The following is a 23,249-nucleotide window of genomic DNA, read 5'->3' as shown; positions in this document are numbered from 1 at the left end:
TCCGCATGCGGTGAGCGGACGGTAACCCAGTCTTGTCCGGACGTCACCGCACCGAAACAACCGAGCCCTAGATTCTTGGATACGAGTTTGGATCCAAACTTGGATGCAGACTTCGCCGTCCTTCCCGCTAGGAGCTCGTATGGTCCCGCCCACCGCACCAGGAATCCATCTCGGCAACCTCACGAAGAAGTTCACGGTCGGTCGCCAGGAGGTCACCGCCATCGATGGCGTCGACATCCACTCCGACGAAGGCGAGTTCATCACCCTGCTCGGACCGTCCGGGTGCGGCAAGAGCACCATCCTGCGGATCCTGGCCGGACTGGAGACCCAGACCACGGGCACCGCGCTCGTCCACGGCGAGACCCCGCTGGACATGCGCCGCCACCATCACCTGGGGATCGCCTTCCAGGACGCCGCGCTGCTGCCCTGGCGGTCGGTGCGCACGAACATCCGGCTGCCACTGGAGGTGTCGGGGCAGCGTGGTGACGAGGGCGCGATCCGGGAGCTGATCGACCTCGTCGGGCTGACCGGATTCGAGAATGCCCGGCCCGCACAGCTTTCCGGCGGGATGCGCCAGCGGGTCGCGATCGCTCGCGCGCTGGTGGTCAAGCCACAGGTGCTGTTGCTCGACGAACCGTTCGGCGCGCTCGACGACATGACCCGCCAGAACCTCAATGTCGAACTGCTGCGCATCTGGACCGAACGCCCGGCCACCACCCTCATGGTCACCCACGGGATCGGCGAAGCGGTGTTCCTCTCGGACAAGGTCGTCGTGATGAGCGCGCGGCCCGGTCGCGTCCAGAAGGTCGTCGACATCGACCTGCCCCGGCCGCGCACGCCCGCGATGATGCGCACCGCCGCATTCCACGAATACGTCGACCTGCTGTCGTCCACCCTGTTCGGCACCGAGGCCGCGGCCGAGCTGGAGCCCGCGCGATGAGCGGCAGGCGGTATCTGGGCCTCGGTGGCACCGCGATCGTGCTCGTGGCCTGGCAGCTCGTCGGGATGACCGGAGTACTCGGGCCCGCCATCGCGGCGCCGGTGCAGATCGCCGGTGGCCTGCTGGCCGACGGAGCCGCGTTCTACGGCACCCATCTACCGGTCACCCTCACCTCGGCAGCCGTCGGGTACTTCTGGGGCAATGTCGCCGCCGTCGCGTGCGCGGCGCTGGTGATGACCGTGCCCGCGCTGGAGAAGCTCGTGCTGCAGATCGGGATCGCCTCGGCGTGCATCCCGCTGATCGCGATCGCGCCGATTCTCGCTGCCTGCTTCAACGGTCCCGCGACCTCGGCGATCATGGCCGCGGTGTCGGTGTTCTTCGCCTCGCTCGTCGGCACGGTCAACGGGCTGCGCCGCGCGGACCCGGCCGGCGAGGATCTGGTCCGGGCCTACGGCGGTGGTCGCGTGCTCGTCCTGCGCAAGGTGCAGTTCCTCGCGGCACTGCCCTACATCCTGACCGCACTCAAGATCGCGGTGCCCGCCGCCGTGCTCGGCACCGTGATCGGCGAGTTCATGGGTCAGGAACACGGCCTCGGCGCGGCCCTGGTCGTGGCGCAGCAGTCCAGCGAGGTGGTACGGGCCTGGGGCATCACTGTGGTCTGCAGCCTGCTGGCCGGCATCGCCTTCGCGCTCGTCGCTGCCGTCGAACGGCTGGCGACCCCCTGGGCACCCAGCACGGCGGGAGACCGGTCATGACCTGGAATACGTTGGCACGCAGTCTCACTCGCACGATCGTCACTTTCGCCGGAACGGCGGTCGCCATCGTGGCGGTGTGGACGCTGTTCCTGCGGCTCGTGGACGTGAGCCCCTTCGTCGCCAAGACACCGGCTGATGTGTGGAACTACCTGTTCACCGAAGCCGAAGCGGCCGCGAATCGTTCGGCGATCACGGCGAACCTCGTACGGACCCTGATCGACGCCTCCTACGGATTCGTCCTCGGGCTGTCCCTGGCCGCGGTGATCTCGCTGGTGTTCTACTTCTCCCGCACCGTCGAGTCGATGTTCGTCCCGGCCGTGACCGCGATGCACGCCGTGCCGATGGTGACCGTCGGCCCGATCCTGGTGTTGATCTTCGGTCGCGGCGCGCTCGGCACCGCAGTCGTCGGGGCCGCGATCGTGGTGGTCCCCGCCCTGCTGACCATGCTGCACGGCATCCGCTCGACCCCGCGCACCGATCTGGACATGGTCACCGCCTTCGGCGGATCACGAGCGGCGGCCTTCTTCAAAGTGTCCCTGCCACACGCGATTCCGACCTGGTTCACGGCGGCCAAGGTCGCGGTGACCACCTCGGTCGTCGGCGCGCTGCTGGCCGAATGGCTGGCGACCGGCGAGGGACTGGGCGGCCAGATGCTCAGGGACGCCAACGAATTCCAGTTCGCCCGCCTGTGGTCCTCGGTCGTCGTGCTGACCGTCGTCTGCGTCGTTGTCTACCAGCTCGTCTCCGTCGCCGAAGACGCCGTCGGATCCCGTCTGCGCGCGGCTCGCTGACCGCGCCCACCCCGTCCCCTTCTCGACCATCGGAGCACCATGTCCCCTCACTACGACCGTCGCAAGTTCCTCACCCGCGGCCTCGTCGTCGGCGGTTTCGCCGTCGCCGCGCCGACCCTGCTGTCCGCCTGTGTGTCCAGCGGGACCGAGTCCGCCCCGGCGGGAGGTCTCGGCATCGCGTCCCAGCGGCTGGCCTGGATCAAGAACACGCAGTTCGCGGGCAGCTATCTCGCCGACAAGAACGGCTACTACACGCAGGAAGGCTTCAGCGGTGCCGACCTCGTCGCCGGTGGGCCGACCGCGCCGCCCATCGAATCCGACGTCCTGTCCCGGACATTCGCCGGTGTCTCGCAGGTACCGATCGTCGGCTCCGCGGTCGCCGAGGGTGCCCCGTTGAAGATCGTCGGCGCGGTCTATCAACGCTACGCGGGCTGTGTGATGTCGATGGGCGCGAACCCGATCAGCACGCCGGAAGACCTGTACGGCAAGACCATCGGCTGCGCGTCCTCCAGTGAGCCGGTGTGGCGCAACTTCATCGCCGCGCTCGGCCTGGACAACTCGCGGATCAAGACGGTGCCGGTCCAGGGCGACCCCATCGGGATGACCGCCGGTGAGATCGACGGCTACCTCGGCTTCATCAACAGCCAGGTGGTCGACCTGCGCGCCAAGGGATTCGACATCAGGACGATGCTGCTCGCCGATGTCGGTTTCCCCCTGGTCGGTCAGGTCTACATCACCACCCAGGACAACATCGACAACCACCGCGACAAGTTGAAGGCCTTCCTCAAGGCCGAGGTCCGCGGCTGGACCGACGTGCTCGCCGACCCACAGCGCGCCACCGATCTCACCGTCACCGAGTACGGCCGGACCCTGAATCTCAATCCCCAGAGCACCTTTCAGTGCTGTCTGGCGGGCAACGAGCTCATCCGCAGCGGCCGGCCCAATCAGCAGATCCTCGCCATCTCCGATGAGGCCGCCGAGGCGAACATCCGCTCGATCGCCGCGGGCGGGCTCGATCTGTCGGTCACCGACCTGTTCGAGCTGGGACCGATCCGCGAGGTGTATCAGGACAACCCCGACCTCACGCTGGCCTGACCCGCTCCCCCATCACCGAAAGGACAACTCGTGTCCACACCCGCACCATTCGACTTCGTCGTCACCGGTGCGACCGTCGTCTCGCACGACGATCGACGCCAACAGGACATCGCCGTCCGCGACGGCCGCATCGCAGCGGTCGGCGAACAGCTCGCCACCGACGGCGTGCGCACCGTCGACGCCACCGGCCTGCTCCTGCTGCCCGGTCTGGTCGACATGCACGTCCACCTGCGCGAGCCGGGGATGACCGAGAAGGAGGACTTCGCCAGCGGCACCCGTGCGGCCGCCGCGGGCGGGGTGACGACCGTGGTCGACATGCCCAACACCAAGCCGCCCGTGGCCACCGCCGAGCGCTTCCGCCAGAAGCTGGATCTGGTGCGCGACAAGGCCTATGTCGATTTCGGGCTCTACGGCATGCTCGATCACGACAACGACGCCGAGATCGCGGGCATGGCCGAGCTCGGTGCCATGGGATTCAAGCTGTTCATGGGCCAGACCACCGGGGACAACCGCTGCCCGAACGACGCGGCCATTTTCCGCGGGCTCGAAGCGGCCGCCGCCGCCGACCTCGTCGTCGGCGTGCACGCCGAGAACGACCACCTGCTGCGGATGTTCGGTGACCGGCTGCGCGCCTCCGGGCGCAAGGATCCGCGCGCCCATCTGGAGGGCAGGCCCGCGTTCGTGGAGGTCGAGGCTGTCACCCGGATCGTCACCATGGCGACCGAGGCGGGCACGAAGCTGCACATCCACCACCTGTCCACGGCGGTCGGTCTGCAGCGCGTGCTCGATCTGCGCGCCCAGGGCCATCAGGTCACCATCGAGACGCTGGTCGCGCACCTGTTCCTCGACGACGAGGCGTATGCCACGCACGGCAACCTGATCAAGCTCAACCCGCCGATCCGGCCTGCCGGCGACGTCGAGGCGCTCTGGGCCGGTATCGCCCGCGGTGACGTCGACATCATCGCCACCGACCACGCGCCGCACACCGCCGCCGAGCAGGCCGAGCAGGACGTCTGGAAAGCCTACGGCGGATTCATCGGGGTCGAGACGATGCTGCCGTTGCTGCTCACCGCGGCCGCCGCGGGCAAGCTCACCGTCGAGGACATCGTCCGGTTGTGCTCGTATCAGCCCGCGCGGCGGTGGAAGATGGCGGACAAGGGCCGGATCGCCGCCGGGTTCGACGCCGATTTCGTACTGGTCGACCCGACCGCTGCGTCCGTGCTCGACGCGGCGACCCTGCATTCGAAGCACAACGTCAGCCCGTATCACGGATGGCCGCTCGAGGGTGCGGTGCTCGCCACCTATCTGCGCGGACAATTGATCTTCGAAAAGGGTGATGTCATCGGCGCCCCGGCCGGGCGCCAGGTCGTGCCCGTCCGGGCCCCGCACGTCATCGCACAGTGACCGCACGACATTCCGCACACAGGACCGAGGGAGACGCGTGAGCGACCATCAGACAAGCCTGCTCGGCGAGGACGGCGCTGCCACGATCGGCAACGCGGTGGCGCACTGCCTCGCCGAACTGCCCGCCACGCGGGCGCGCGCCCGAAACACCGTGCCCGCGGTCGTGGCCGGCATCGGCACGACCGCGCCGCACGCGCTCCAGGGCGCCCTGCTGCTCGATGCGCTGGCCCGGTACGAGGTTCCGGTTGACCGGACGGTTCCGTTCGCGGATCCGGCCGGGCTGACCGCCGATGAATCCTGGAACCTGGCGCTGGTGCTGAGCCCGTGGAAACAGGACGTGGCGAGCAGGCTGGCCGCGCTCACCCCTTCCGCCGCACAGACCGGTGTGGTCGACACCGTCGTACGCGGTGACGGCGGAACGGTCGGGGTGAACACCAACAGCTGGGCCGCGCAGGCGGCGATGGAAACGTTGCTCGGCGGGCAATCACCCGCCTCGGTCGTGATTCTCGGCTCGGGCGGCTCGTCGAACTCGGTGGCCCTCGCGGTCCGCCGCGCCTGGCCGAAGACCCGCTTGATCGGCAGCGCGCGCAACACCGACGCGCTGCGGGCATGGGCGGACCGCTGCGACGCCGAGACCGTCGCACCCGGCGAACTCGGCGCGCTGTTCGCCGAGAAGGCACCGACGCTGCTGGTCAACACGACCACTTGGGGCGAGACCGACGCCTCGGAGGAGCAGCCCTTCGCCTTCGAGTTCGCCGCGCTCACCGCCCCGGGCAACAGCTACTTCGATCTGAACAACCGGGTTTCGGCGCTGCAGACCAGCGCGCTGCGGGCGGGCATGAACGTGATGTCGGGGACGTTCATGCAGCGCGCGACCAACGCGTGCCGGGCCGCCCTGCTGGCGACGAGGCCGCGATGACCACCTTCGACACCACCCGCAGCAACGAGCCGACCAGCCTGCGCGAACGCGTGTATCGCTATCTGCGTCAGCAGATCACGACGGGCGAGTACGCGGGCGGCATCCGGCTGACCGAGGAACAGATCGCCGACGAGCTCCAGGTCAGTCGCACCCCCATCCGGGAAGCGTTGCAGCGCTTGACCAGTGAGGGGCTCGTGGAGCGGGTGCGCCGCGGGCAGCTGGTTGTCGTGGCGGTCGACGCCGACGCGCGGGCCGAACTGCACGAGCTACGGGTGGCGTTCGACCAGGTCGCCGCGCGGATGATCAGCGCCAAGGCCGACACCGTCGACTGGGATTCGCTCTACGCCGAGCTCGTCCCGCTCGAGACGGCGCTGCGCGAGCACGGCGTCGGCAGCGCCCAGTACTCGATGGCCCATCTGGCCTTCCACATGGCCGTCAATCGCGCCGCGTTCACGCCGATCACCTCATCGTTCCTGGAACGGCAAGCCTTCCTGTACCCGACCGACGACTACGTCCAGCAGCCGGGCCACGAGCCCATCTCCCAGCACCGCACGCTGCTCGACGATCTATCCAGCGGTGATGTCGAGCGCGCCATCACCGCGGCGCGGATCCACGCGCTGCGCGGTCCGGGCAACACCACCCTGTAGCAGAGGAGTTCCACCATGTCCGACGACACCGTCCGGATGTTCGTCAACGGCCAGGCCATGCGGGGCGGGGCATTGCACGACGCGCTCGCCTCGGCCCGCTTCCTCGGCCGGGTGCGCACCGCTCCGGTGTACCGGTTCTTCGACTTCGACAACTCGTTCCCCGGTCTCGCGCCGGTTGCCGAAGGCGGCTGGTGCGTGCCGGGAGAAATCTACGAGGTCTCCTACCGGGAGCTGCGTGAGCGACTGCTCCCGCGTGAGCCCACCGAACTGGAACTGTCGGTGATCGAGCTCGAGGACGGGCGCGGGTCGCTGAGTATGGTGTGCAGGCGCCTCCCGGTCGAAGACGATGCGGTCCGAGAGATCACCGCGACCGGCGGCTGGCACGAGCACCGCGCCACGACCGCCGACCGCACATGAGCGAAATCCTCACGGCGGGCGTCGATCCGGGCACGGCGGACCACTATCTGTGGTGCACACCCGACACCGTCAGCTGGGGGACGTTGCCGACGCCGGACACCCCTGCCGTGCTCACCGTCGACAGCGGCGACACCGTCACCTTCGACACCGTCTCCCAGGAAGGGCTGATGGAGGACCAGGGACGAGACCCCATCGCCTATTTCGGGCAGTACGGAGTCGGCAGGGCTCAGGTCCTGCCGGAGGCCGTCGAGCTGGCGGCCTCGGATCTGCACCGGACGCCCGCGCCGCCGGGGCCGCACATCGTGCTGGGCCCGGTCCGGGTCCGCGGGGCACGAGCGGGTGACTGGCTGCGCGTCGACTTCCTCGACCTCACACCCCGAGTGCCCTACGGCATCATCTCGAGTCGCCACGGGCGTGGTGCGCTACCGGAGCTGTTACCGCACAGCGCCGACGGTGCCGCGGTACCGGTGGTGAGCAAGTTCTGTTCGTTGGACGAGCCAGGGACATCGGCGGTGTTCGGCTACGACACCCGTCGCGCGCGGATCGAACTGGCGCCGTTCCTGGGCCTGTGCGGGGTGACCCCCGAGGGCAGTGCCGCACGGAGCACGATTCCGCCCGGCGCGTTCGGCGGGAACATCGACATCCGCGAGATCGTCGCCGGATCCGCACTGTTCTTGCCGGTGCAGGTCGAGGGTGCGGGCTTCTATCTCGGCGACCCCCATTTCGCCCAGGGCAACGGCGAGATCGCGCTCACCGCGCTCGAAGGGTCACTGCGCGCGACCGCCCGGCTCACCATCGTGCATTCCGGCCTGCCCCAGCATGCTTCGTTTCCCTTCGTCGAGACCGACGAGCACTGGGTAGTGCTCGGCATGGACGCCGACCTCGACGTCGCCATGCGGCACTGTGCCCGCCTCGCCGTCGAATTCCTCTCCTCCCACACCGGCATGACACCCACCGACGCGTATCTGTATCTCAGTGCCGCAGGCGATTTCGCGGTGACCCAGGTCGTCGACCTGGTCAAGGGCGTGCACTGCTCGATCAGGAAACGCGACTTCGCCCACTAGCCCACCGGGGAGCCCCTCTTGCCCGACACTCCACCGACCCGGTCCGGTGCCCTGCGCCGGGCCGATGGTCTCGCGGTCCCGGCCCTGCGCAACGCGCGGCTGCCCGACGGGCGCCTCGTCGACGTAGACCTCGCCGACGGCGTGATCAGCGCAGTGACGCCCGCGACCGCGGCCCCGTACGACGACCGCGACCTCGACCTGACCGGCCACCTGCTGCTCACCGCCCCGGCCGAACCACACGCCCACCTCGACAAGGCACTGACCTACGACGAGATCCGTTCTCCTCCCGGCGATCTCGACGCGGCGATCCGCGCCTGGGACGACCACACCCCGCATCTGACCGTCGACAACATCGCCGAGCGGGCCCACCGGGCGGCGTTGCGCCTGCTTGCCAACGGGACCACGGCCGTGCGCTCCCACGTCAACCTGCTGCGCGGCGACGACCCGCTGCGCGGGGTTCGCGCGCTGGTCGCGGTGCGCGAGGAGCTCGCCGAGCTGATCGACATCCAGCTCGTCGCGCTGACACCGTACGTCGTCGGCGACGACGTCCTGCACCAAGCCATCGATCTCGGCGTCGACTTCGTCGGCGGTCATCCGCACCAGACACCGGACCCCAGTGGGAACCTCGCGCGGCTGCTCGCGGTGGCCCACGCCCGCGGAATCGGTGCCGACCTGCACACCGACGAGCGGCTCGATCCCACCATGCTCACGCTCGAGGAACTGGCGAACACGGTGCGCGACTGGCCGAGAGCGCTGCCGGTGACGGCCGGGCACTGCGTCAGCCTGGGCATGCTCGAGCCCGAATCCCTCGCCCGGGTCATCGCCTCGGTGCGGGCCGCGAACATCGGCATCGTCGCCTTGCCCATCACCAATCTCTATCTGCAGGGCCGCGACCGCCCCGCCGCCACCCCGCGCGGGATCACCGCGGTCCGCGCGCTGCTCGACGCCGGGGTCCGGTTGGCCGCGGGTGCCGACAATGTGCGCGATCCGTACAACCCGATGGGGCGCAGCGACGCGATGGAGACAGCGATGCTGCTGGTGACGGCCGCGCATCTGACCCCGACAGAAGCTTATCACGCGGTGAGCACCGGTGCCCGCGATGTCATGGGTCTGCCGGCCGCCGGTGTCGAGGTCGGTGCCCGCGCCGACCTGCTGGCGATTCGCGCGGCGAACCTCGACGAGGCGATGGCCGACGCACCGGCCGACCGCATCGTGCTGCGCCGCGGCAAGCTCGTGTCGGTCAGCCGGACCGAACGGTCGACCGCACCGCTCGTGCCGGGCTCCCGCCGAGCACCGGCGCGAACCGGCTCCTAGCCGCCGAACACGCGCTCGACGACTGCCTTGGCGCGGCGAGTGATGCGCATGTAGTTGTCGAGGAACTCGCTGCCGTCGTCGGTGGGCCAGCCCGCGACGCGAGCGACGGCGGACAGGAGGCGGCCGGGGCCGGGGAGCTGGTCGGAGGGCTTGCCGCGGACCAGTACGAGAGCGTTGCGGGCAGCGGTGGCGGTGATCCACGATTCGCGCAGCAGGGCAACGTCTTCCGGTTCGAGGATGCCCTCGGCCTCGATGACGTCGAGTGACTGCAGGGTCGAGGTGTTGTGCAGGCCGGGGACCTGGTGGGCGTGGCGCAACTGCAGCAGCTGCACGGTCCACTCGATGTCGGCCAGGCCGCCGCGGCCCAGTTTGGTGTGGGTGGCGGGGTTGGCGCCGCGCGGGAGCCGTTCGGAGTCGACGCGGGCCTTGATCCGGCGGATCTCGCGGACGGAATCGGCGGACACGCCACCGGCCGGATACCGGACCGGGTCGATGACGTGCAGGAACCGCACACCCAGCTCCTGATCGCCCGCCACCTGATGGGCGCGCAGCAGAGCCTGCACCTCCCACGGCTGCGCCCACTGCGCGTAGTAGGCCTGGTAGGCCGCCAGCGTGCGCACCAGGGGCCCGTTGCGCCCCTCGGGGCGCAGGCCCGCGTCGACCTGCAGTGGCGGATCCACGCTCGGCGCGCCGAGCAGGCGCTGAACCTGTTCGGCGATGCCGATGGCCCACTTCATCGCGGTGGTCTCGTCCTCGCCGGGCCGTGGTTCGCAGACGAACAGCACATCGGCGTCGGAGCCGTAGCCCAGCTCCATGCCGCCGAGCCTGCCCATGCCGATCACCGCGAAATCGGCGGGTGCCGGCGTGCCACGCTCGGCCTCCGAGGCGCGGATGACCCCGCTCAGCGACGCCTCGAGCACAGCGACCCACACCGAGGACAGCGCCGCGCACACCTGCGGCACGTCGAGCATGCCGAGCAGATCCGCCGAGGCGACCCTGGCCAGTTCGTGCCTGCGCAGCGAACGGGCCGCCGCGACAGCGCGTTTCGGGTCGTCGTAGCGGGCGGCGGCGGTCTGGATGCCGCGGGCGACCTCCTCGGGCTGCGGTCCGAGCAGCTGCGGTCCGCCGGGCCCGTCGGCGTACATGCGGATGGTCTCCGGGGCGTTGATCAGTAGATCGGGCAGGTACTCCGAGGAGCCGAGCACGATCATCAGCCGCTGGGCGATGGCGCCCTCGTCGCGCAGCTCGCGCAGGAACCAGATCTGATCGTCGAGCCCCTCCGACACGCGCCGGTACGCGAGCAGGCCCGCATCGGGATTCGGGGTGTCGCCGAGCCATTCGAGCAGGGTGGGCAGCAACAGCGCCTGGATGCGACCCTTGCGCGAGACCCCGCCGGTGAGCGCCTTGAGGTGACCGAGCGCGTTCGCCGGCGCGGCGTAGCCGAGGGCGGCGAGCTGGCGGACGGCGGCATCGGGACTCAGGCGCAGCGCGTCGGAGTCGATGCGGGCGACCGCGTCGAGCAGCGGCCGGTAGAACAGCTTGCCGTGCAGTCGCCGCACCCGCATCGAGTTGCGCCGGATCTCGGTGTCGAGCACGCCGACCGCGTCCTGCCGCCCGTCCGGCCGGATGTGGGCGGCGCGCGCCAGCCAGCGCATGCCCTCCTCGTCGTCGGCGGCGGGCAGGGTGTGGGTGCGCTTGAGCCGCTGCAGTTGCAGACGATGCTCGAGCAGGCGCAGGAATTCGTAGGAGGCGGTGAGGTTGGCGGCGTCCTCACGACCGACGTATCCACCGGCGGCGAGCGCGGTGAGCGCCTCGACCGTATTGGTGACGTGCAGTGACTCGTCGACCCGGCCGTGCACCAATTGCAGGAGCTGGACGGCGAATTCGACATCGCGCAGGCTGCCCGCGCCGAGTTTGAGTTCGCGCTCGCGCAAGTCGGCGGGGACCAGGTCCTCGACCCGGCGGCGCATGGCCTGCACATCGGCGACGAAATCGGGGCGCTCCGAGGCGGTCCACACCATCGGCATGATCGCGTCACGGTACTGCTGGCCGAGTGCGAGATCGCCGGTCATCGGCCGGTTCTTCAACAGCGCCTGGAACTCCCAGGTGCGGGCCCAGCGCTTGTAGTAGGCGAGATGGGAGTCGAGCGTCCGCACCAGCGCGCCCGCCTTGCCCTCCGGCCGTAGCGCCGCGTCGACCTCGAAGAAGGCCGAGCTCGCCACGCTCATCATCTCCGCGGCCAGCCGGGTCGCGGTCGCGTCGGCCGGTTCGGCGACGAAGACCACGTCCACATCGCTGACGTAGTTCAGTTCGCGCGCACCGCATTTGCCCATCGCGATCACCGCGAGCCGCACCGGCACCTCGCCGTTCTTGCACACCCGCGCCACCGCGACCGACAGCGCCGCGGTGAGCGCGGCATCGGCCAGGTCCGACAGCTGCCTGCCCACCACCAGATACGGCGGGACCGGCTCGTTCTCCACGGTGGAGGCCAGATCGAACGCGGCCAACAGCATCAGCTGATCGCGATACCGCTTGCGCAGCAACGAGATCGCCTCCGGACCTGCGATCGTGGCGCGATACAGCATCGGTCCCGCGCCGGGCCCCGTCTCCGGTGCCGACGCCACGGCGTCGAGCAGATCGGCGATCACCGCGTCCCGGCCGGGAAGCTCTTTGGCGCGCAAGATCTTCCACGCGTCCGGTGTGGCGACCAGGTGGTCACCGAACGCCGTCGACGAGCCGAGCAGCCCGAACAGCCTGCCGCGCAAGGTCGTTTCCGAGCGGATCGCCGAATCGAGTTCGGCCCAGTCGGCTCCCAGCGATTCGCGCAGCCGGATCAGCGTGGACAGCGCGAGGTCGGCATCGGGCGAGCGCGAGAGCGCCCAGAGCACGGGCACGCCGTCGACATTGTCCCAGCCGAGCTGGTGCAGGGAGTCGGCGGCGGCGGGCTCCAGTAAACCGAGCCGACCTACGCCGGGAACAGCGGAGCGGGCAGTCGGTGGCCGAACCATGCCCTCAAACTACCTCGTGATGGCATCGACCGCGTCACGCCCGTCCGCCTATCGGCTCACAAGCTGAGGTACTCCTTGAGCTCCCACGGGGTGACCTGGCTGCGGTAGTCGGCCCACTCGCGACGCTTGTTGCGCAGGAAGAAGTCGAAGACGTGCTCGCCGAGGGTTTCGGCGACCAGTTCCGAGCGCTCCATCGCCTGCAGCGCCTCGTCGAGGGTGCCGGGCAGCTCGCGGAAGCCCATGGCGCGCCGCTCGGCGGCGGTCAGCGACCACACGTCGTCCTCGGCCTCGGGCGGCAGCGTGTAGCCCTTCTCGATGCCGCGCAGACCGGCGGCCAGCAGCACCGCGAAGGTCAGGTACGGGTTGCAGGCCGAATCAGGGCTGCGGATCTCGACGCGCCGCGAGGAGGACTTGTTCGGCGTGTACATCGGCACACGCACCAGCGCCGACCGGTTGGACCGGCCCCACGAGGCCGCGGTCGGGGCCTCGCCACCGTGGATGAGGCGCTTGTAGGAGTTCACCCACTGGTTGGTGATCGCGCTGATCTCGGGAGCGTGTTCGAGCACGCCCGCGATGAACGAGCGCGCGGTGCCCGAGAGGTTGTTCGGGTCGTCGGCGTCGGCGAAGGCGTTGGACTCGCCCTCGAACAGGCTCATGTGGGTGTGCATGGCCGAGCCCGGGTACTGCGAGAACGGCTTGGGCATGAACGTCGCGCGCACGCCCTCGTCGATCGCGACCTCCTTGATGAGGTAGCGGAAGGTCATCACGTTGTCGGCCATCGACAGCGCGTCGGCGTAGCGCAGGTCGATCTCCTGCTGGCCGGGCGCGCCCTCGTGGTGGCTGAACTCGACCGAGATGCCCATCGACTCGAGCGCGTCGATGGCGTGGCGGCGGAAGTTCGGGGCGGCGTCGTGCACGGCCTGGTCGAAGAAGCCACCGTTGTCGGCCGGAGTGGGTTCGTAGCCGTCCTTGAGCTGCTCGCGTAGCAGGAAGAACTCGATCTCGGGGTGCACGTAGCAGCTGAAGCCGGCATCGGCGGCCTTGTTCAGCTGACGGCGCAGCACGTGGCGCGGGTCGGCCCAGGACGGCGAACCGTCGGGCATCGTGATGTCGCAGAACATGCGCGCGGAGTGCTGATGGCCCTTGGAGCTGGCCCAGGGCAGCACCTGGAAGGTCGAGGGATCGGGGCGCGCGACCATGTCCGCCTCGGACACGCGCGCGAAGCCCTCGATGGCCGAACCGTCGAAGCCGATGCCCTCTTCGAAGGCACCTTCGAGCTCGGCGGGGGCGATGGCGACGGACTTGAGGTAGCCCAGTACGTCGGTGAACCAGAGACGTACGAAGCGGATGTCCCGCTCTTCGAGCGTCCGCAGCACGAATTCCTTCTGGCGATCCATACGGGCGAGAGTAGGCACCTGGCGTTAAATCCGTGTTACATACACGAACGGGTTTGCGATCCGCCCGGCCCCTTGGGCCACATCACCGGCCACGACCTGCCCGCGGCGCCGTCCGCGAGTGCTCAACAGGTGAGGCCGGGTCCGGGCGCGGCGAGATCGACGAGGTAGTCGATGATCGCGCTGTCGAGGCACTGATCCCCCGCTACGAGCGCGGCGGTGTGCCGGTTTCCGCGGAAGGTGATCAGATCCGCGCCCAGCTGTTCGGCCAGGTCGACTCCCGCCTGATACGGCGTCGCCGGGTCGTCGGTGGTGGAGACGACGACGGTGACCGGCAGGCCCGGCGCCGACACCCGATGCGGGTCACTGGTGTTGGGCACCGGCCACGCGGCACACAGTTCCAGCGGGGCGGCGCCGGTGCCCTTGCCGTCGTCGAGGAAGGGCGCGGCCTTGCGGTACTCGGTGTCCTGGCGACCGGTCACCGCGGGATCGGTGATGCGCGGGTCGTCGACGCAGCGGATGGCGTTGAAAGCGTCCTGGGTGTTGGAATACGTGCCGTCCGGGCGGCGGCCGTCGTACAGGTCGGCCAGTTCCAGCAGGGTGTCGCCGCGGCCGTCGCGCAGTTCGATCAGCCCCTGAGTGAGCACGTTCCACATCTCGTCGCTGTAGAGCGCCTGCTGGACGCCGGTGATCGCGTCGTTGTAGCTGAGCCCGCGCGGGTCGTCGGTCACGGCCGGGGTGGTCTCGAGCGGATCGACCAGCGCCCGGAAGCGAGCCACCGACTCGGCCGGATCGGCGCCGAGCGGGCAGCCCGCCTGGGCGGCGCACTCGGCGGAGTAGGCGTTGAACACGCCCTGGAAGCCCGCGGCCTGGCGCAAGGACTCCTGGACCGGGTCCTGGGAGGAGTCCACCGCGCCGTCGAGGACCATGGCGCGCACGTGCCGCGGGAACTTCTCGGCGTAGGCCGCGCCGAGGCGGGTGCCGTAGGAGTAGCCGAGGTAGCTCAGCTCGGCGTCACCGAGCGCGGCGCGCAGAACGTCCATGTCCTGGATCACCTCGCGGGTGCCGACATGGGCGAGCAGGTCGGTGCCGGTGCGCTGGGCGCAGCGATCGGCGTACTCACGGTTGTCGGCCTCGGCCGCCGCGATGCCCTCCGGGGTGTTGTCGGTCGGTGGCTCGGCGCGTTCGGCGTCGGCCTGCTGTGGGGTCAGGCAGACGATCGCGGGCAGGGAGGAGCCGACTCCGCGCGGGTCGAATCCGACGCGGTCGAACTTCTCGGCCAGCTCGGTGCGGGTGCCGATGGTGATCATCGACAGCCCGGAGACGCCGGGACCACCGGGATTCATCAGCAGGGAGCCGATCTTGCGGCCGGTGGCCGGGAGCCGGGAGAGCGCGATCTGGGCGGTCGGTCCGTCCGGGCGGGCGTAGTCGACGGGCACGGTGACCCGCGCGCACTGCGCGCTGGGCGGCAGCCGGTCGTCGGGTCCGCCGAAGCTCTCGCACGAGCCCCAGTCGACCTGCTGGGAGTAGAAGGTGTCCAGCCCGGGCGGTGGTGGCGGCAGCTCGGCGCGCGGCGCGTCCTCACTGGTGCTGCATCCGGTGACGATCAGCGCGGCAATCGCGCCGATGACCACGACGAACCGACCTCGCTGCACGGTGGGTCCACCTTTCCGCGCCGCCGGGCGCACATCTCGATGCGCCCGTTCCGCACGGAGGGGCTCGTGCTCACGGTAGCCGAACCAGCGGTGTGACCGATCACACCGCCACCGGCCCTTAAACCGGTTCGTATCGAGGTGGCACACTGGATTCGTCAGACAAACCCGGGGACCCGGTTACGGGCCTCGAGGAACCAGACGAAAGGGACGATGATGTCCGTATCCGATGAGCAGACTCCTGCCTACGGTGCCGCTCCCGCCACCGCCGACAAGCCTCGCCGCAAGACCCGTGTCCAGCATCTGCAGCAGATGAAGGCCGAGGGCGAACGCTGGTCGATGCTGACGGCCTACGACTACTCCTCCGCGCGTCTGTTCGAAGAGGCAGGCATCCCCGTCCTGCTGGTCGGCGACTCCGCCGCCAATGTGGTCTACGGCTACGACACCACCGTGCCGATCACCATCGACGAACTCATCCCGCTGGTGCGCGGCGTCGTCCGCGGCGCACCGCACGCCCTGGTCGTGGCAGACCTGCCGTTCGGCACCTACGAGTCCTCGCCCCAGCAGGCCCTCGCGACCGCCACCCGCTTCATGAAGGAGGGCGGCGCGCACGCGGTCAAGCTCGAGGGCGGTGAGCGCGTCGCCGAACAGATCGCACTGATCACCGCGGCGGGCATCCCCGTGATGGCACACATCGGCTTCACCCCGCAGAGCGTCAACACCCTCGGCGGCTTCCGCGTCCAGGGCCGCGGCGACGGCGCCGAACAGCTGGTCGCCGACGCCATCGCCGTCCAGGAGGCAGGCGCCTTCTCGGTGGTGATGGAAATGGTCCCCGCCGAACTCGCGGGCCAGGTCACCCGCAAGCTCACCATCCCCACCGTCGGCATCGGCGCCGGCGCCGACTGCGACGCCCAGGTCCTGGTCTGGCAGGACATGGCGGGCTACACCAGCGGCAAGACCGCCAAGTTCGTCAAGCGCTTCGGCAACGTCGGCGACGAACTGCGCACCGCCGCGGCCACGTACGCCGCCGAAGTCCGCCAGGGCACCTTCCCCGGGCCGGAGCACAGCTTCTGATCCGGCGATGACAACCGATCGGGCGACGCCCATCCCGTCGCCCGATCCCGACGCGCTGACCGCCTGGGCGGCAGCGCGTCCGGCCGCCCACGGCATCGCGGTGCCGGCCGGTGGTGCGGCGGAAGTGGCAGACTCGGAGGCGAAATAGTCGAGTCGAGCAGAGGTACCGATGCCGCACCGTCGTTGGAAGTTCCGTCCCGCGCTGTTGATCGCGGGTGCGCTCGCCGTCGCGAGCCTGACCGCGTGTGGCAGTGGCGAAGCCGTGCCCACCGGTAGCTCCGGTACCACCACCTCGGCGGCCGGCAGCGCGGCGAAGACCACCGGCCCGGCGGGTGCCGGCGAGGCCGTGATCACCGATGCCGCCGCGGCGGAGTTGTGCGGCATGATCGAGCCGGAGTTGTCGAACTTCCGGGTGCAGGGGCCGACGTTGGGGCGGTTCTCGCTCAACGCGATGGTGCACGAGTGGGCGCTGCGCAATGGGGGGATCAACGGGCAGGTGCTCGCCGACAAGGCGATTGTCGACCGGGTGACCACCGGGGCCTGCCCCGATGTGCGGACCGAGGCGCTGACTTCGCTCGAATTGCCGGATCTGGCTTCGGGATTGGCGTTCTGATGTGCACGCTCTACCCAGAGATCGAGCCGTTCGAGCACGGGCTGCTCGACGTCGGTGACGGGCAGTCGGTGTACTGGGAGGTCAGCGCGAACCCCGACGGCAAGCCGGTGGTGTTCGTGCACGGCGGGCCCGGCGGCGGCACCGACCCGCTGCAGCGGCGCTTCTTCGATCCCGCCGTGTACCGGATCGTGCTGTTCGATCAGCGCGGCTGTGGCAAGTCGGTGCCGCACATCGCCGACGGCGCGAGCCTGGACACCAACACCACCCCGAATCTGATCGCCGACATGGAACTGCTGCGCGAGCACCTCGGTATCGAACGCTGGCAGGTGTTCGGCGGTTCCTGGGGTTCCACCCTGGGCCTGGCCTACGCCGAGGCGCATCCGGAGCGCGTCACCGAACTGGTGCTGCGCGGGATCTTCCTGTTGCGGCGCAAGGAGATCGACTGGTACTACAACGGCGCGGCGGGCAGCGTGTACCCGGCCGAGTGGGCGAAGTTCCTCGCGCCGGTGCCGGTCGAAGAACGCGACAGCGATCTTGTCGAGGTGTATCACCGGCTGCTGTACTCCCCCGATCCCCAGGTCGCCCTCGACGCCGCGGTGGCGTGGTCGACCTGGGAGGGTGCGACGAGTTCACTACTGCCGCAACCGGATCGGATCGCCGCAACCGGTGAGGCGCGCTTCGCCCTCGCCTTCGCCCGGATCGAGAACCACTATTTCCGGCACGGCGGATTCCTCGACGAGGCACAGTTGTTGCGTGACATCGATCGGATCGCCGACATCCCCGGGGTGATCGTCCAGGGCCGCCACGACATCGTGTGCCCGGCGGTGAGCGCCTGGGAGCTGCACAACGCGTGGCCGTCCTCGACCCTGCACATCGTCGAGGACGCGGGGCACACCGCCCACGAGCCCGGCATCACCCATCACCTGGTGGCAGCGACCGACACGTTCGGGAAGCGAGACTGAATCATGGCGACCGAAGCAGGACCAGCCGTCATCGCGGCACTGCGCGAGGACATCGACCGGCTCCTGGCCGCCGAACCCGACGTCCGGGTCGACGCGTACGACTCCGTGCACCAGATGCGGGTCGCCACCCGCAGACTGCGCAGCGTCCTGCGCTCCTATCGCAAACTGTTCGTCAAGGACGAGGCGGCCGCCACCGAGGCCGAGTTGAAGTGGCTGGCCGACCTGCTCGGTGTCGCTCGCGACGCCGAGGTCCGCGCCGAGCGCTTCGCCGATCTGCTGGCCACCTTCGACGAGGTCCCGGCGGAGGTCACCGATGCACTGGTCGGCGCGTCCCGGCAGGCCTACGCCACCGCCCACGCCGCGGTGCTGGCCGCACTCGACGGCGAGCGCTACCACCGCCTGGTCGAGGTACTGACCACCTGGCGCACCGATCCCCCGCTCTCGGCCGCCCGGGCCACGAAGGACGCGACCACCGTCTTCGAGCAGATCCTGCGCCGCGACCGCACCCGCCTGCGCGAACTGGTCTTCGCCGAACCCACCGCCACCCCCGCCGATCGCGTGGAACTGCTGCACGACATCCGCAAGGGCGCCAAACGCTTACGCTATTGCTGCGAAGCGGCCGCGGCGACCCTCGGCTCCGACGCCCACGACCTCGGCGCCCGGGCCAAACGCCTGCAATCGGTTCTCGGCGACCACCGCGACGCCGTGGAATCCCGCGAAGCGATCCTGACGGTGGGCACCGGCGCCCACGGCCCGACCGCCACCCTCTACGAACTCCTCGCCGACACCGAGGAAGCGGCGGCGGGACAGGCACTGGCCCGCTACCCGTCCGCCGCGGCCTTCATCTCGAGCTGAACGAGAACAACGACCGGCCGAGTGGGGTCGGCTGCCGGGGAAGGGCGGCGAACTCGGAGGCCAGGCGCCGGTGCGCTGTCGTCAGGGGCCTGGGCACGACGAGGTTCCATCAGCTGACGTAGTCGAACGTGATGATCCTCTTGCCCGGATCGGCCACGGTCAACCGCACCGGTACTCGCTGTCCTTCCGGCGGTCGCCCCTCGCACCGACCGAGCACCGGCGGTTGCGCCACGAAGATCTCCGCGGGCCGCGAACCGTTCGCTTCCCGCAGGACCAGCGCGGAGAACTCGCTGCCCACACGGGGGGCGAGCACGGTCGCCTCGGTCAGATCCACGCACGCGCGATCCACCTTGCTGGCCACCGCGTCGGTCCGTCGCAGGGTCTCCACGGCGGGACCGAGGCCGTCGATCACCCATTGCGGCACCTCGGTGCCCGCGCAGTGCGCCAGGCAGATCTCGGTCACGAACCGATCCGCCAGGCGGCGCAGCGGGGCGGTGACGTGGGCGTACGGTGCGCCGATGGCGCTGTGGGTCAGCTTGTCCGCGCCCGGGTCGTCGAGGTCGGCCAGGATGGTGTAGCCCGCGCCGCGCAGGAGGCTGGTCGCCTCCGACATCAGCACCAGGGCCGCGGGGGTGTTGGCGTCCAACCCGGCCAGTAGCCGGCCGACCGGCACGTCGGCGGGCCAGGCGACACCCAGCGCGGCCGCCGTGCGCCGCATCGAGTCGATCGCGCTCTGCGCCGGGGGCGGCATGGTCCGCAGCAACCCGATCGGGGCGCCGTTGTGCTCGAGCATGATCCGCGCCGCGCACATCCCGGTGAGCAGCGAGACCTGTTCGTTCCAATCGTCGGCGGCGGTCCTCGGCTCCAGCTCGAGCCGCCATTCGTCGCCGTGGCGGACCACGTCCTGCGCGGGCAACCGCAACGAGATCGCGCCCTGGTCCAACCCCGCCTCGATCCGCAGCCGCCCGAACTCGGGCAGCGCGACCAGTGAGGGGTGCAGTGTGCCCGCGTCGGCATCGGCCTGCACCCGGGCGTAGTCGAAGCGCTCCCGCGAGCGCACCATCGCACGTGTCACCGAAAAGGATTGGGGCACAGCGTGTTCGTCGAGTTCGATCGTCCACAGCGCAGCGGGACGGTTCTGCCCGGGCAACAGGCTGGCGGCGTCCTCGGACAGCACCGTGGGGTGCAGCGGCACCGCGCTGTCGGGGAGGTAGAAGGTCTGACCACGCGATTCGGATTCGCGGGCGAGCGCGCTGCCCGGCATGATCACGGCGCCGACATCGGCGATCGCGTAGTGCAAGGTGAAGCCGGTCGCGGTGCGTTCCAGCCGCAGCGCCTGGTCCAGATCCATGGCGCCGGGCGGGTCGATCGTCACGAATTCGATATCGGTGCGATCGGCCCTGGTGCCCGCGAACGCGTCGACCGCGTCGCGGGCGTCGGAGACGGCCTCGGCCGGATATTCCGAGGCCAGTCCGAATTCGGAACGGATGGCGCCGAAGTCGACCGGCGCCGAGACGATCCGCTGATGGAGTTCCATCCTGGCAGGTTAGGACGAGAAACTACTGCAATGCCAGCATGGTGCCGTTGAGCTGATCGAACGGGCCGAAGACCGTGAAGGTGACCCGGCCGCCGGGCACGGCGGAGGACACGGTCGCGGCCGCGTCGAGCGCCTCGCCGAAGGAGGCCGCCGACGGATGCGGCAGCCCCGCGATGGTCAGGCCGATCCGGGACTGGGAGACCCAGGCGGTATCGGCTGGGCTGAGGTCGACCTGGACCCCACCCGCCAGCGGGGTCACCGCGACCGCGCTGGCCGATCCGGCACCCAGCGAGGTGAAAACCGCAGCGGCTCCGGCGATCAGTGCACCGGCGACAATGGAACGAACTACCCGCATGTAAATAAGACCTGCTTCCGCGATCGAATGTGTTGGGCCCGCGACCGGAGGGCAGCGAGTCCTGCCGACGGCGAACACTCTATGACCTCGCTCACGTTCCCGACGAGTTCCAGCGCATATTCACCGAGCCGATACACGCGAGCGGCCACCGGCCCGGCAATTGTTACTGTGGCGGCGGCACGCCCGGCACACGCTGGGCGGTGCGCCACCCACGTCGATAAATGGGAGTTCCGAGCGTATGTCGTCGCTGATTTTCGATTACCTGCTGCCGATCCTCGGTCCGGATCAGGCCACCTTCTGGGCCAAGCTGCTGGTGATCAACCCCACCTAGTGTTCCGCGCCTGAAATCCGTTGTCTAATTGTAGGATTCGGTGGTGGCTAGGACGGGGCGGCCGAGATCGGGTCCGGATTTGGTAGTGACCGACGCTCAGCGTCGGGAGTTGGTGCGTGGTGCGCGAGCGGCGACGTCGACGCAGGCGTATGCGTTGCGGTGCCGGATCGTGCTGGCCTGCGCCGAGCCGGGCGCGTTCAACACCCACGTTGCCGCTGAGGTGGGTGTGTCGGCGATGACGGTGCGCAAGTGGCGGAACCGGTTCATCGAGTACGGATTGGCCGGTCTGGCCGATGAACCGCGGCCGGGCCGGCCGCCGTCCATCCTGCTCGATCAGGTTCAGCAGGTGGTCGAGATGACCCTCGAGCAGGTCCCGGCCGATGCCACGCACTGGTCGCGGTCGGCGATGGCCGGGCGGTCCGGGCTGTCGAAATCGACGGTCGGGCGGATCTGGCGGCGGTTCGACTTGAAACCCCACCTGGCCGATGGATTCAAGATCTCCACCGACCCGTTGTTCGTGGAGAAGGTCGTCGATGTCGTTGGCTTGTACCACAATCCGCCCGAACGAGCCGTGGTTCTCTGTGTCGACGAGAAGTCTCAGATGCAGGCTCTGGACCGGTCCCAGCCGGTCTTGCCGATGATGCCCGGCATGCCCGAGCGCCGCACCCACGACTACGCCCGTCACGGCACCACCAGCCTGTTCGCCGCGTTCAACATCGCCGACGGCACAGTGATCGGCGAACTGCACCGCCGCCACCGCGCCACCGAGTTCCGCACGTTCCTGACCAGCATCGACAAGACCGTGCCCGCCGAGTTGGACGTGCACGTGGTCTGCGACAACTACGCCACCCACAAGACCCCGATGGTCCAGCAATGGCTCGCCGCCCACCCACGATTCCACGTGCACTTCACCCCGACCGGCTCCTCCTGGCTCAACCAGGTCGAACGCTGGTTCGGGCTCCTCACCCAGCAACTACTACGCCGCAGCGTCCACAAAAGCGTCGCTGCACTCGAGAAAGACGTCCGAGACTGGGTCGACCAGTGGAACACCAACCCACGCCCATTCGTCTGGCGCAAGACCGCCGACGAGATACTCGACTCCCTCGCACGATATCTGCAACGGATTTCAGGCGCGGAACACTAGTGGACTGATTCCTGCCGAAACATGTCGCCCCCCGTTCACTACACGGGGGGCGAGGTGTTTCCTGGGCGGCTAGCATCCCGCTGCGTGAGCAGAACTACCGCCGCCATCGCGGCCAGCACCACCGTCTTCGCCCTGCTGCTGTCCGGCTGTGGCGACGACTCCTCGTCCACGACCGATTCCTCCTCCTCCACCGCCGCCGCCCCGACCGCCGAGGTCGACGCGGGCAAGGCGGGCATGTTCGTGGTGAGCTACCGCAACGCCTTCCCGAAGCTGGCCGAGGGCCGCGACGACAAAGCGGTCGCCGACGTGCTCACCCAGACCTGCGATGACATCGCCGCCGGCAAGTCGGAGCCCGACACCGTGGCCGGCATCGTGTCGAGCACCGAGAACGGTTCGGCCACCGCCACCGACGAAGAGGCGCAGGCGATCTACCAGATGTCCAAACTCATGTGCTGAGGTTCGCCCAGCGGAAGCGAGGCGGCGGAACCCCTGCGGGTCCGCCGCCTTCGTCGTCGCCGTAGGCGGACGAGCCGACCTGTAAGCCGGATCCTGTCCCCGATTCGCATCGGTAGGCGACCATCCATCTGGACACACCGTCGCCGGGTGCCTCGAGCGGTCCACCCGCAGGCTCGGGCGAGCAGCCCTCCAACACCTGCGCAGCCGCACCGCGAGGTGCGACCTTCGACCTTGCTCCGGGCGGGGTTTACCTAGCCGCCCCGGTCACCCGGGGCGCTGGTGCGCTCTTACCGCACCGTTTCACCCTTACCGCGCCTGCGCGCGGCGGTCTGTTTTCTGTGGCACTGTCCCGCGGGTCACCCCGGGTTGCCGTTAACAACCGCCCTGCTCTGTGGAGTCCGGACTTTCCTCGGCGTCGGGCAGCGGCACCTGAGGTACCCGTTCCCGTCACCGCGGTCGCCCGGCCGACTCGTCCGCTCGTACAGAGTACCCGCGGTGCGAACCACGGCCCGGAGGAGGCAG

The 23,249-nt window shown here is 69.4% G+C and carries 22 protein-coding genes and 1 other RNA gene; 17 read left to right on the top strand and 6 right to left on the bottom strand.

The features are described from left to right. Positions 1–139: 139 nt before the first annotated feature. Genes BOX37_RS08150 through BOX37_RS08105 form a run of 10 tightly spaced genes read left to right on the top strand, consistent with a single transcriptional unit; the run spans position 140 to position 9,346 of the window. Positions 140–940 (top strand): ABC transporter ATP-binding protein, encoded by an 801-nt coding sequence (locus tag BOX37_RS08150; RefSeq protein WP_206045787.1) that lies wholly within the window; start codon positions 140–142, stop codon positions 938–940. Continuing rightward, positions 937–1,695 carry an ABC transporter permease gene (locus BOX37_RS08145; RefSeq protein WP_071927109.1) on the top strand — a complete coding sequence of 253 codons (759 nt, stop codon included), beginning with the start codon at positions 937–939 and terminating at the stop codon, positions 1,693–1,695. Before BOX37_RS08150 ends, BOX37_RS08145 begins: the two co-directional genes overlap by 4 nt. Further along, positions 1,692–2,486, top strand: a complete 795-nt coding sequence (locus tag BOX37_RS08140) for an ABC transporter permease (RefSeq protein ID WP_084759488.1) — start codon at positions 1,692–1,694, stop codon at positions 2,484–2,486. Before BOX37_RS08145 ends, BOX37_RS08140 begins: the two co-directional genes overlap by 4 nt. A gap of 39 nt (positions 2,487–2,525) precedes the next feature. Further along, on the top strand, positions 2,526–3,581 hold the full coding sequence (locus tag BOX37_RS08135; RefSeq protein ID WP_071927108.1) for an ABC transporter substrate-binding protein: 1,056 nt from the start codon (positions 2,526–2,528) through the stop codon (positions 3,579–3,581). 30 nt (positions 3,582–3,611) lie between these two features. Further along, positions 3,612–4,985: an allantoinase AllB gene (allB, locus tag BOX37_RS08130; protein ID WP_071927107.1), complete on the top strand. Its 1,374-nt coding sequence runs from the start codon at positions 3,612–3,614 to the stop codon at positions 4,983–4,985. A 37-nt stretch (positions 4,986–5,022) separates the two neighbouring features. Beyond that, positions 5,023–5,904, top strand: a complete 882-nt coding sequence (locus BOX37_RS08125; RefSeq protein ID WP_071927106.1) for a hypothetical protein — start codon at positions 5,023–5,025, stop codon at positions 5,902–5,904. Continuing rightward, positions 5,901–6,551, top strand: a complete 651-nt coding sequence (locus BOX37_RS08120) for a GntR family transcriptional regulator (protein ID WP_071931283.1) — start codon at positions 5,901–5,903, stop codon at positions 6,549–6,551. Before BOX37_RS08125 ends, BOX37_RS08120 begins: the two co-directional genes overlap by 4 nt. A gap of 15 nt (positions 6,552–6,566) precedes the next feature. Next, positions 6,567–6,968, top strand: a complete 402-nt coding sequence (locus BOX37_RS08115; RefSeq protein WP_071927105.1) for an allophanate hydrolase-related protein — start codon at positions 6,567–6,569, stop codon at positions 6,966–6,968. Beyond that, positions 6,965–8,032 carry an acetamidase/formamidase family protein gene (locus BOX37_RS08110; RefSeq protein ID WP_071927104.1) on the top strand — a complete coding sequence of 356 codons (1,068 nt, stop codon included), beginning with the start codon at positions 6,965–6,967 and terminating at the stop codon, positions 8,030–8,032. The genes BOX37_RS08115 and BOX37_RS08110 overlap by 4 nt, the downstream gene beginning before the upstream one ends. Positions 8,033–8,050: 18 nt before the next feature. Next, positions 8,051–9,346 carry an amidohydrolase family protein gene (locus tag BOX37_RS08105; protein ID WP_240505266.1) on the top strand — a complete coding sequence of 432 codons (1,296 nt, stop codon included), beginning with the start codon at positions 8,051–8,053 and terminating at the stop codon, positions 9,344–9,346. Here BOX37_RS08105 and BOX37_RS08100 read toward each other — a convergent pair. The 3 genes from BOX37_RS08100 to BOX37_RS08090 all read right to left on the bottom strand — a co-directional run bounded on the left by BOX37_RS08100 (position 9,343) and on the right by BOX37_RS08090 (position 15,403). Continuing rightward, positions 9,343–12,354 carry a bifunctional [glutamine synthetase] adenylyltransferase/[glutamine synthetase]-adenylyl-L-tyrosine phosphorylase gene (locus BOX37_RS08100; protein WP_071927103.1) on the bottom strand — a complete coding sequence of 1,004 codons (3,012 nt, stop codon included), beginning with the start codon at positions 12,352–12,354 and terminating at the stop codon, positions 9,343–9,345. The genes BOX37_RS08105 and BOX37_RS08100 overlap by 4 nt on opposite strands. Positions 12,355–12,410: 56 nt before the next feature. Then, complete coding sequence (gene glnA, locus BOX37_RS08095) at positions 12,411–13,751, bottom strand: type I glutamate--ammonia ligase (RefSeq protein WP_071927102.1); 1,341 nt, start codon at positions 13,749–13,751, stop codon at positions 12,411–12,413. A 122-nt stretch (positions 13,752–13,873) separates the two neighbouring features. After that, a complete protein-coding gene (locus BOX37_RS08090; RefSeq protein ID WP_240505265.1) occupies positions 13,874–15,403 on the bottom strand; it encodes an alpha/beta hydrolase in 1,530 nt (509 codons plus the stop codon). Between the two features lie 213 nt (positions 15,404–15,616). Between BOX37_RS08090 and panB the strand changes: the two genes are divergently transcribed. Genes panB through BOX37_RS08070 form a run of 5 tightly spaced genes read left to right on the top strand, consistent with a single transcriptional unit; the run spans position 15,617 to position 18,904 of the window. Beyond that, positions 15,617–16,474, top strand: coding sequence for a 3-methyl-2-oxobutanoate hydroxymethyltransferase (gene panB, locus BOX37_RS08085; RefSeq protein WP_071931280.1), 858 nt, complete (start codon positions 15,617–15,619; stop codon positions 16,472–16,474). A gap of 7 nt (positions 16,475–16,481) precedes the next feature. Next, positions 16,482–16,622 carry a hypothetical protein gene (locus BOX37_RS33815; RefSeq protein ID WP_156910324.1) on the top strand — a complete coding sequence of 47 codons (141 nt, stop codon included), beginning with the start codon at positions 16,482–16,484 and terminating at the stop codon, positions 16,620–16,622. A gap of 21 nt (positions 16,623–16,643) precedes the next feature. Then, positions 16,644–17,087, top strand: a complete 444-nt coding sequence (locus BOX37_RS08080) for a hypothetical protein (RefSeq protein ID WP_071927101.1) — start codon at positions 16,644–16,646, stop codon at positions 17,085–17,087. After that, positions 17,087–18,049, top strand: a complete 963-nt coding sequence (gene pip, locus BOX37_RS08075; protein ID WP_071927100.1) for a prolyl aminopeptidase — start codon at positions 17,087–17,089, stop codon at positions 18,047–18,049. Before BOX37_RS08080 ends, pip begins: the two co-directional genes overlap by 1 nt. Positions 18,050–18,052: 3 nt before the next feature. After that, a complete protein-coding gene (locus BOX37_RS08070) occupies positions 18,053–18,904 on the top strand; it encodes a CHAD domain-containing protein (RefSeq protein WP_071927099.1) in 852 nt (283 codons plus the stop codon). 109 nt (positions 18,905–19,013) lie between these two features. On the opposite strand, the gene BOX37_RS08065 is transcribed toward BOX37_RS08070, so the two are convergent. Further along, positions 19,014–20,441, bottom strand: a complete 1,428-nt coding sequence (locus BOX37_RS08065; RefSeq protein ID WP_071927098.1) for an RNB domain-containing ribonuclease — start codon at positions 20,439–20,441, stop codon at positions 19,014–19,016. 22 nt (positions 20,442–20,463) lie between these two features. Beyond that, the gene (locus BOX37_RS08060; protein ID WP_071927097.1) at positions 20,464–20,796 is read right to left on the bottom strand and encodes a hypothetical protein; all 333 of its coding nucleotides are present in this window, start codon (positions 20,794–20,796) and stop codon (positions 20,464–20,466) included. Between the two features lie 374 nt (positions 20,797–21,170). Here BOX37_RS08060 and BOX37_RS08055 point away from each other — a divergent pair, with 374 nt between their 5' ends. Both BOX37_RS08055 and BOX37_RS33810 read left to right on the top strand, forming a co-directional pair. Further along, entirely contained in the window at positions 21,171–22,271 is a 1,101-nt protein-coding gene (locus tag BOX37_RS08055; RefSeq protein WP_071927096.1) for an IS630 family transposase, read from the top strand. A gap of 84 nt (positions 22,272–22,355) precedes the next feature. Then, a complete protein-coding gene (locus BOX37_RS33810) occupies positions 22,356–22,727 on the top strand; it encodes a hypothetical protein (RefSeq protein ID WP_071927095.1) in 372 nt (123 codons plus the stop codon). Positions 22,728–22,793: 66 nt separating this feature from the next. Here BOX37_RS33810 and rnpB read toward each other — a convergent pair. Next, positions 22,794–23,199: RNase P RNA component class A (gene rnpB / locus BOX37_RS08045), an RNA gene on the bottom strand. Positions 23,200–23,249: the final 50 nt, after the last annotated feature.

This window comes from Nocardia mangyaensis (genome assembly GCF_001886715.1).
GTDB lineage: Bacteria > Actinomycetota > Actinomycetes > Mycobacteriales > Mycobacteriaceae > Nocardia > Nocardia mangyaensis.
Note: the sequence above shows the minus strand (reverse complement) of the source record. Positions and strands in the feature narration are given on the sequence as shown.

Bases quoted from the DNA above. Each gene is read 5' to 3' on its own strand.
- BOX37_RS08065 (WP_071927098.1), bottom strand. From the start codon at position 20,441: ATGGAACTCCATCAGCGGATCGTCTCGGCGCCGGTCGACTTCGGCGCC.
- BOX37_RS08145 (WP_071927109.1), top strand. From the start codon at position 937: ATGAGCGGCAGGCGGTATCTGGGCCTCGGTGGCACCGCGATCGTGCTC.
- BOX37_RS08060 (WP_071927097.1), bottom strand. From the start codon at position 20,796: ATGCGGGTAGTTCGTTCCATTGTCGCCGGTGCACTGATCGCCGGAGCC.
- BOX37_RS08100 (WP_071927103.1), bottom strand. From the start codon at position 12,354: ATGGTTCGGCCACCGACTGCCCGCTCCGCTGTTCCCGGCGTAGGTCGG.
- panB (WP_071931280.1), top strand. From the start codon at position 15,617: ATGTCCGTATCCGATGAGCAGACTCCTGCCTACGGTGCCGCTCCCGCC.
- BOX37_RS08150 (WP_206045787.1), top strand. From the start codon at position 140: ATGGTCCCGCCCACCGCACCAGGAATCCATCTCGGCAACCTCACGAAG.
- BOX37_RS08135 (WP_071927108.1), top strand. From the start codon at position 2,526: ATGTCCCCTCACTACGACCGTCGCAAGTTCCTCACCCGCGGCCTCGTC.
- pip (WP_071927100.1), top strand. From the start codon at position 17,087: ATGTGCACGCTCTACCCAGAGATCGAGCCGTTCGAGCACGGGCTGCTC.
- BOX37_RS08115 (WP_071927105.1), top strand. From the start codon at position 6,567: ATGTCCGACGACACCGTCCGGATGTTCGTCAACGGCCAGGCCATGCGG.
- BOX37_RS08120 (WP_071931283.1), top strand. From the start codon at position 5,901: ATGACCACCTTCGACACCACCCGCAGCAACGAGCCGACCAGCCTGCGC.
- BOX37_RS08070 (WP_071927099.1), top strand. From the start codon at position 18,053: ATGGCGACCGAAGCAGGACCAGCCGTCATCGCGGCACTGCGCGAGGAC.
- BOX37_RS08140 (WP_084759488.1), top strand. From the start codon at position 1,692: ATGACCTGGAATACGTTGGCACGCAGTCTCACTCGCACGATCGTCACT.
- BOX37_RS08080 (WP_071927101.1), top strand. From the start codon at position 16,644: ATGCCGCACCGTCGTTGGAAGTTCCGTCCCGCGCTGTTGATCGCGGGT.
- glnA (WP_071927102.1), bottom strand. From the start codon at position 13,751: ATGGATCGCCAGAAGGAATTCGTGCTGCGGACGCTCGAAGAGCGGGAC.
- BOX37_RS33815 (WP_156910324.1), top strand. From the start codon at position 16,482: ATGACAACCGATCGGGCGACGCCCATCCCGTCGCCCGATCCCGACGCG.
- BOX37_RS08110 (WP_071927104.1), top strand. From the start codon at position 6,965: ATGAGCGAAATCCTCACGGCGGGCGTCGATCCGGGCACGGCGGACCAC.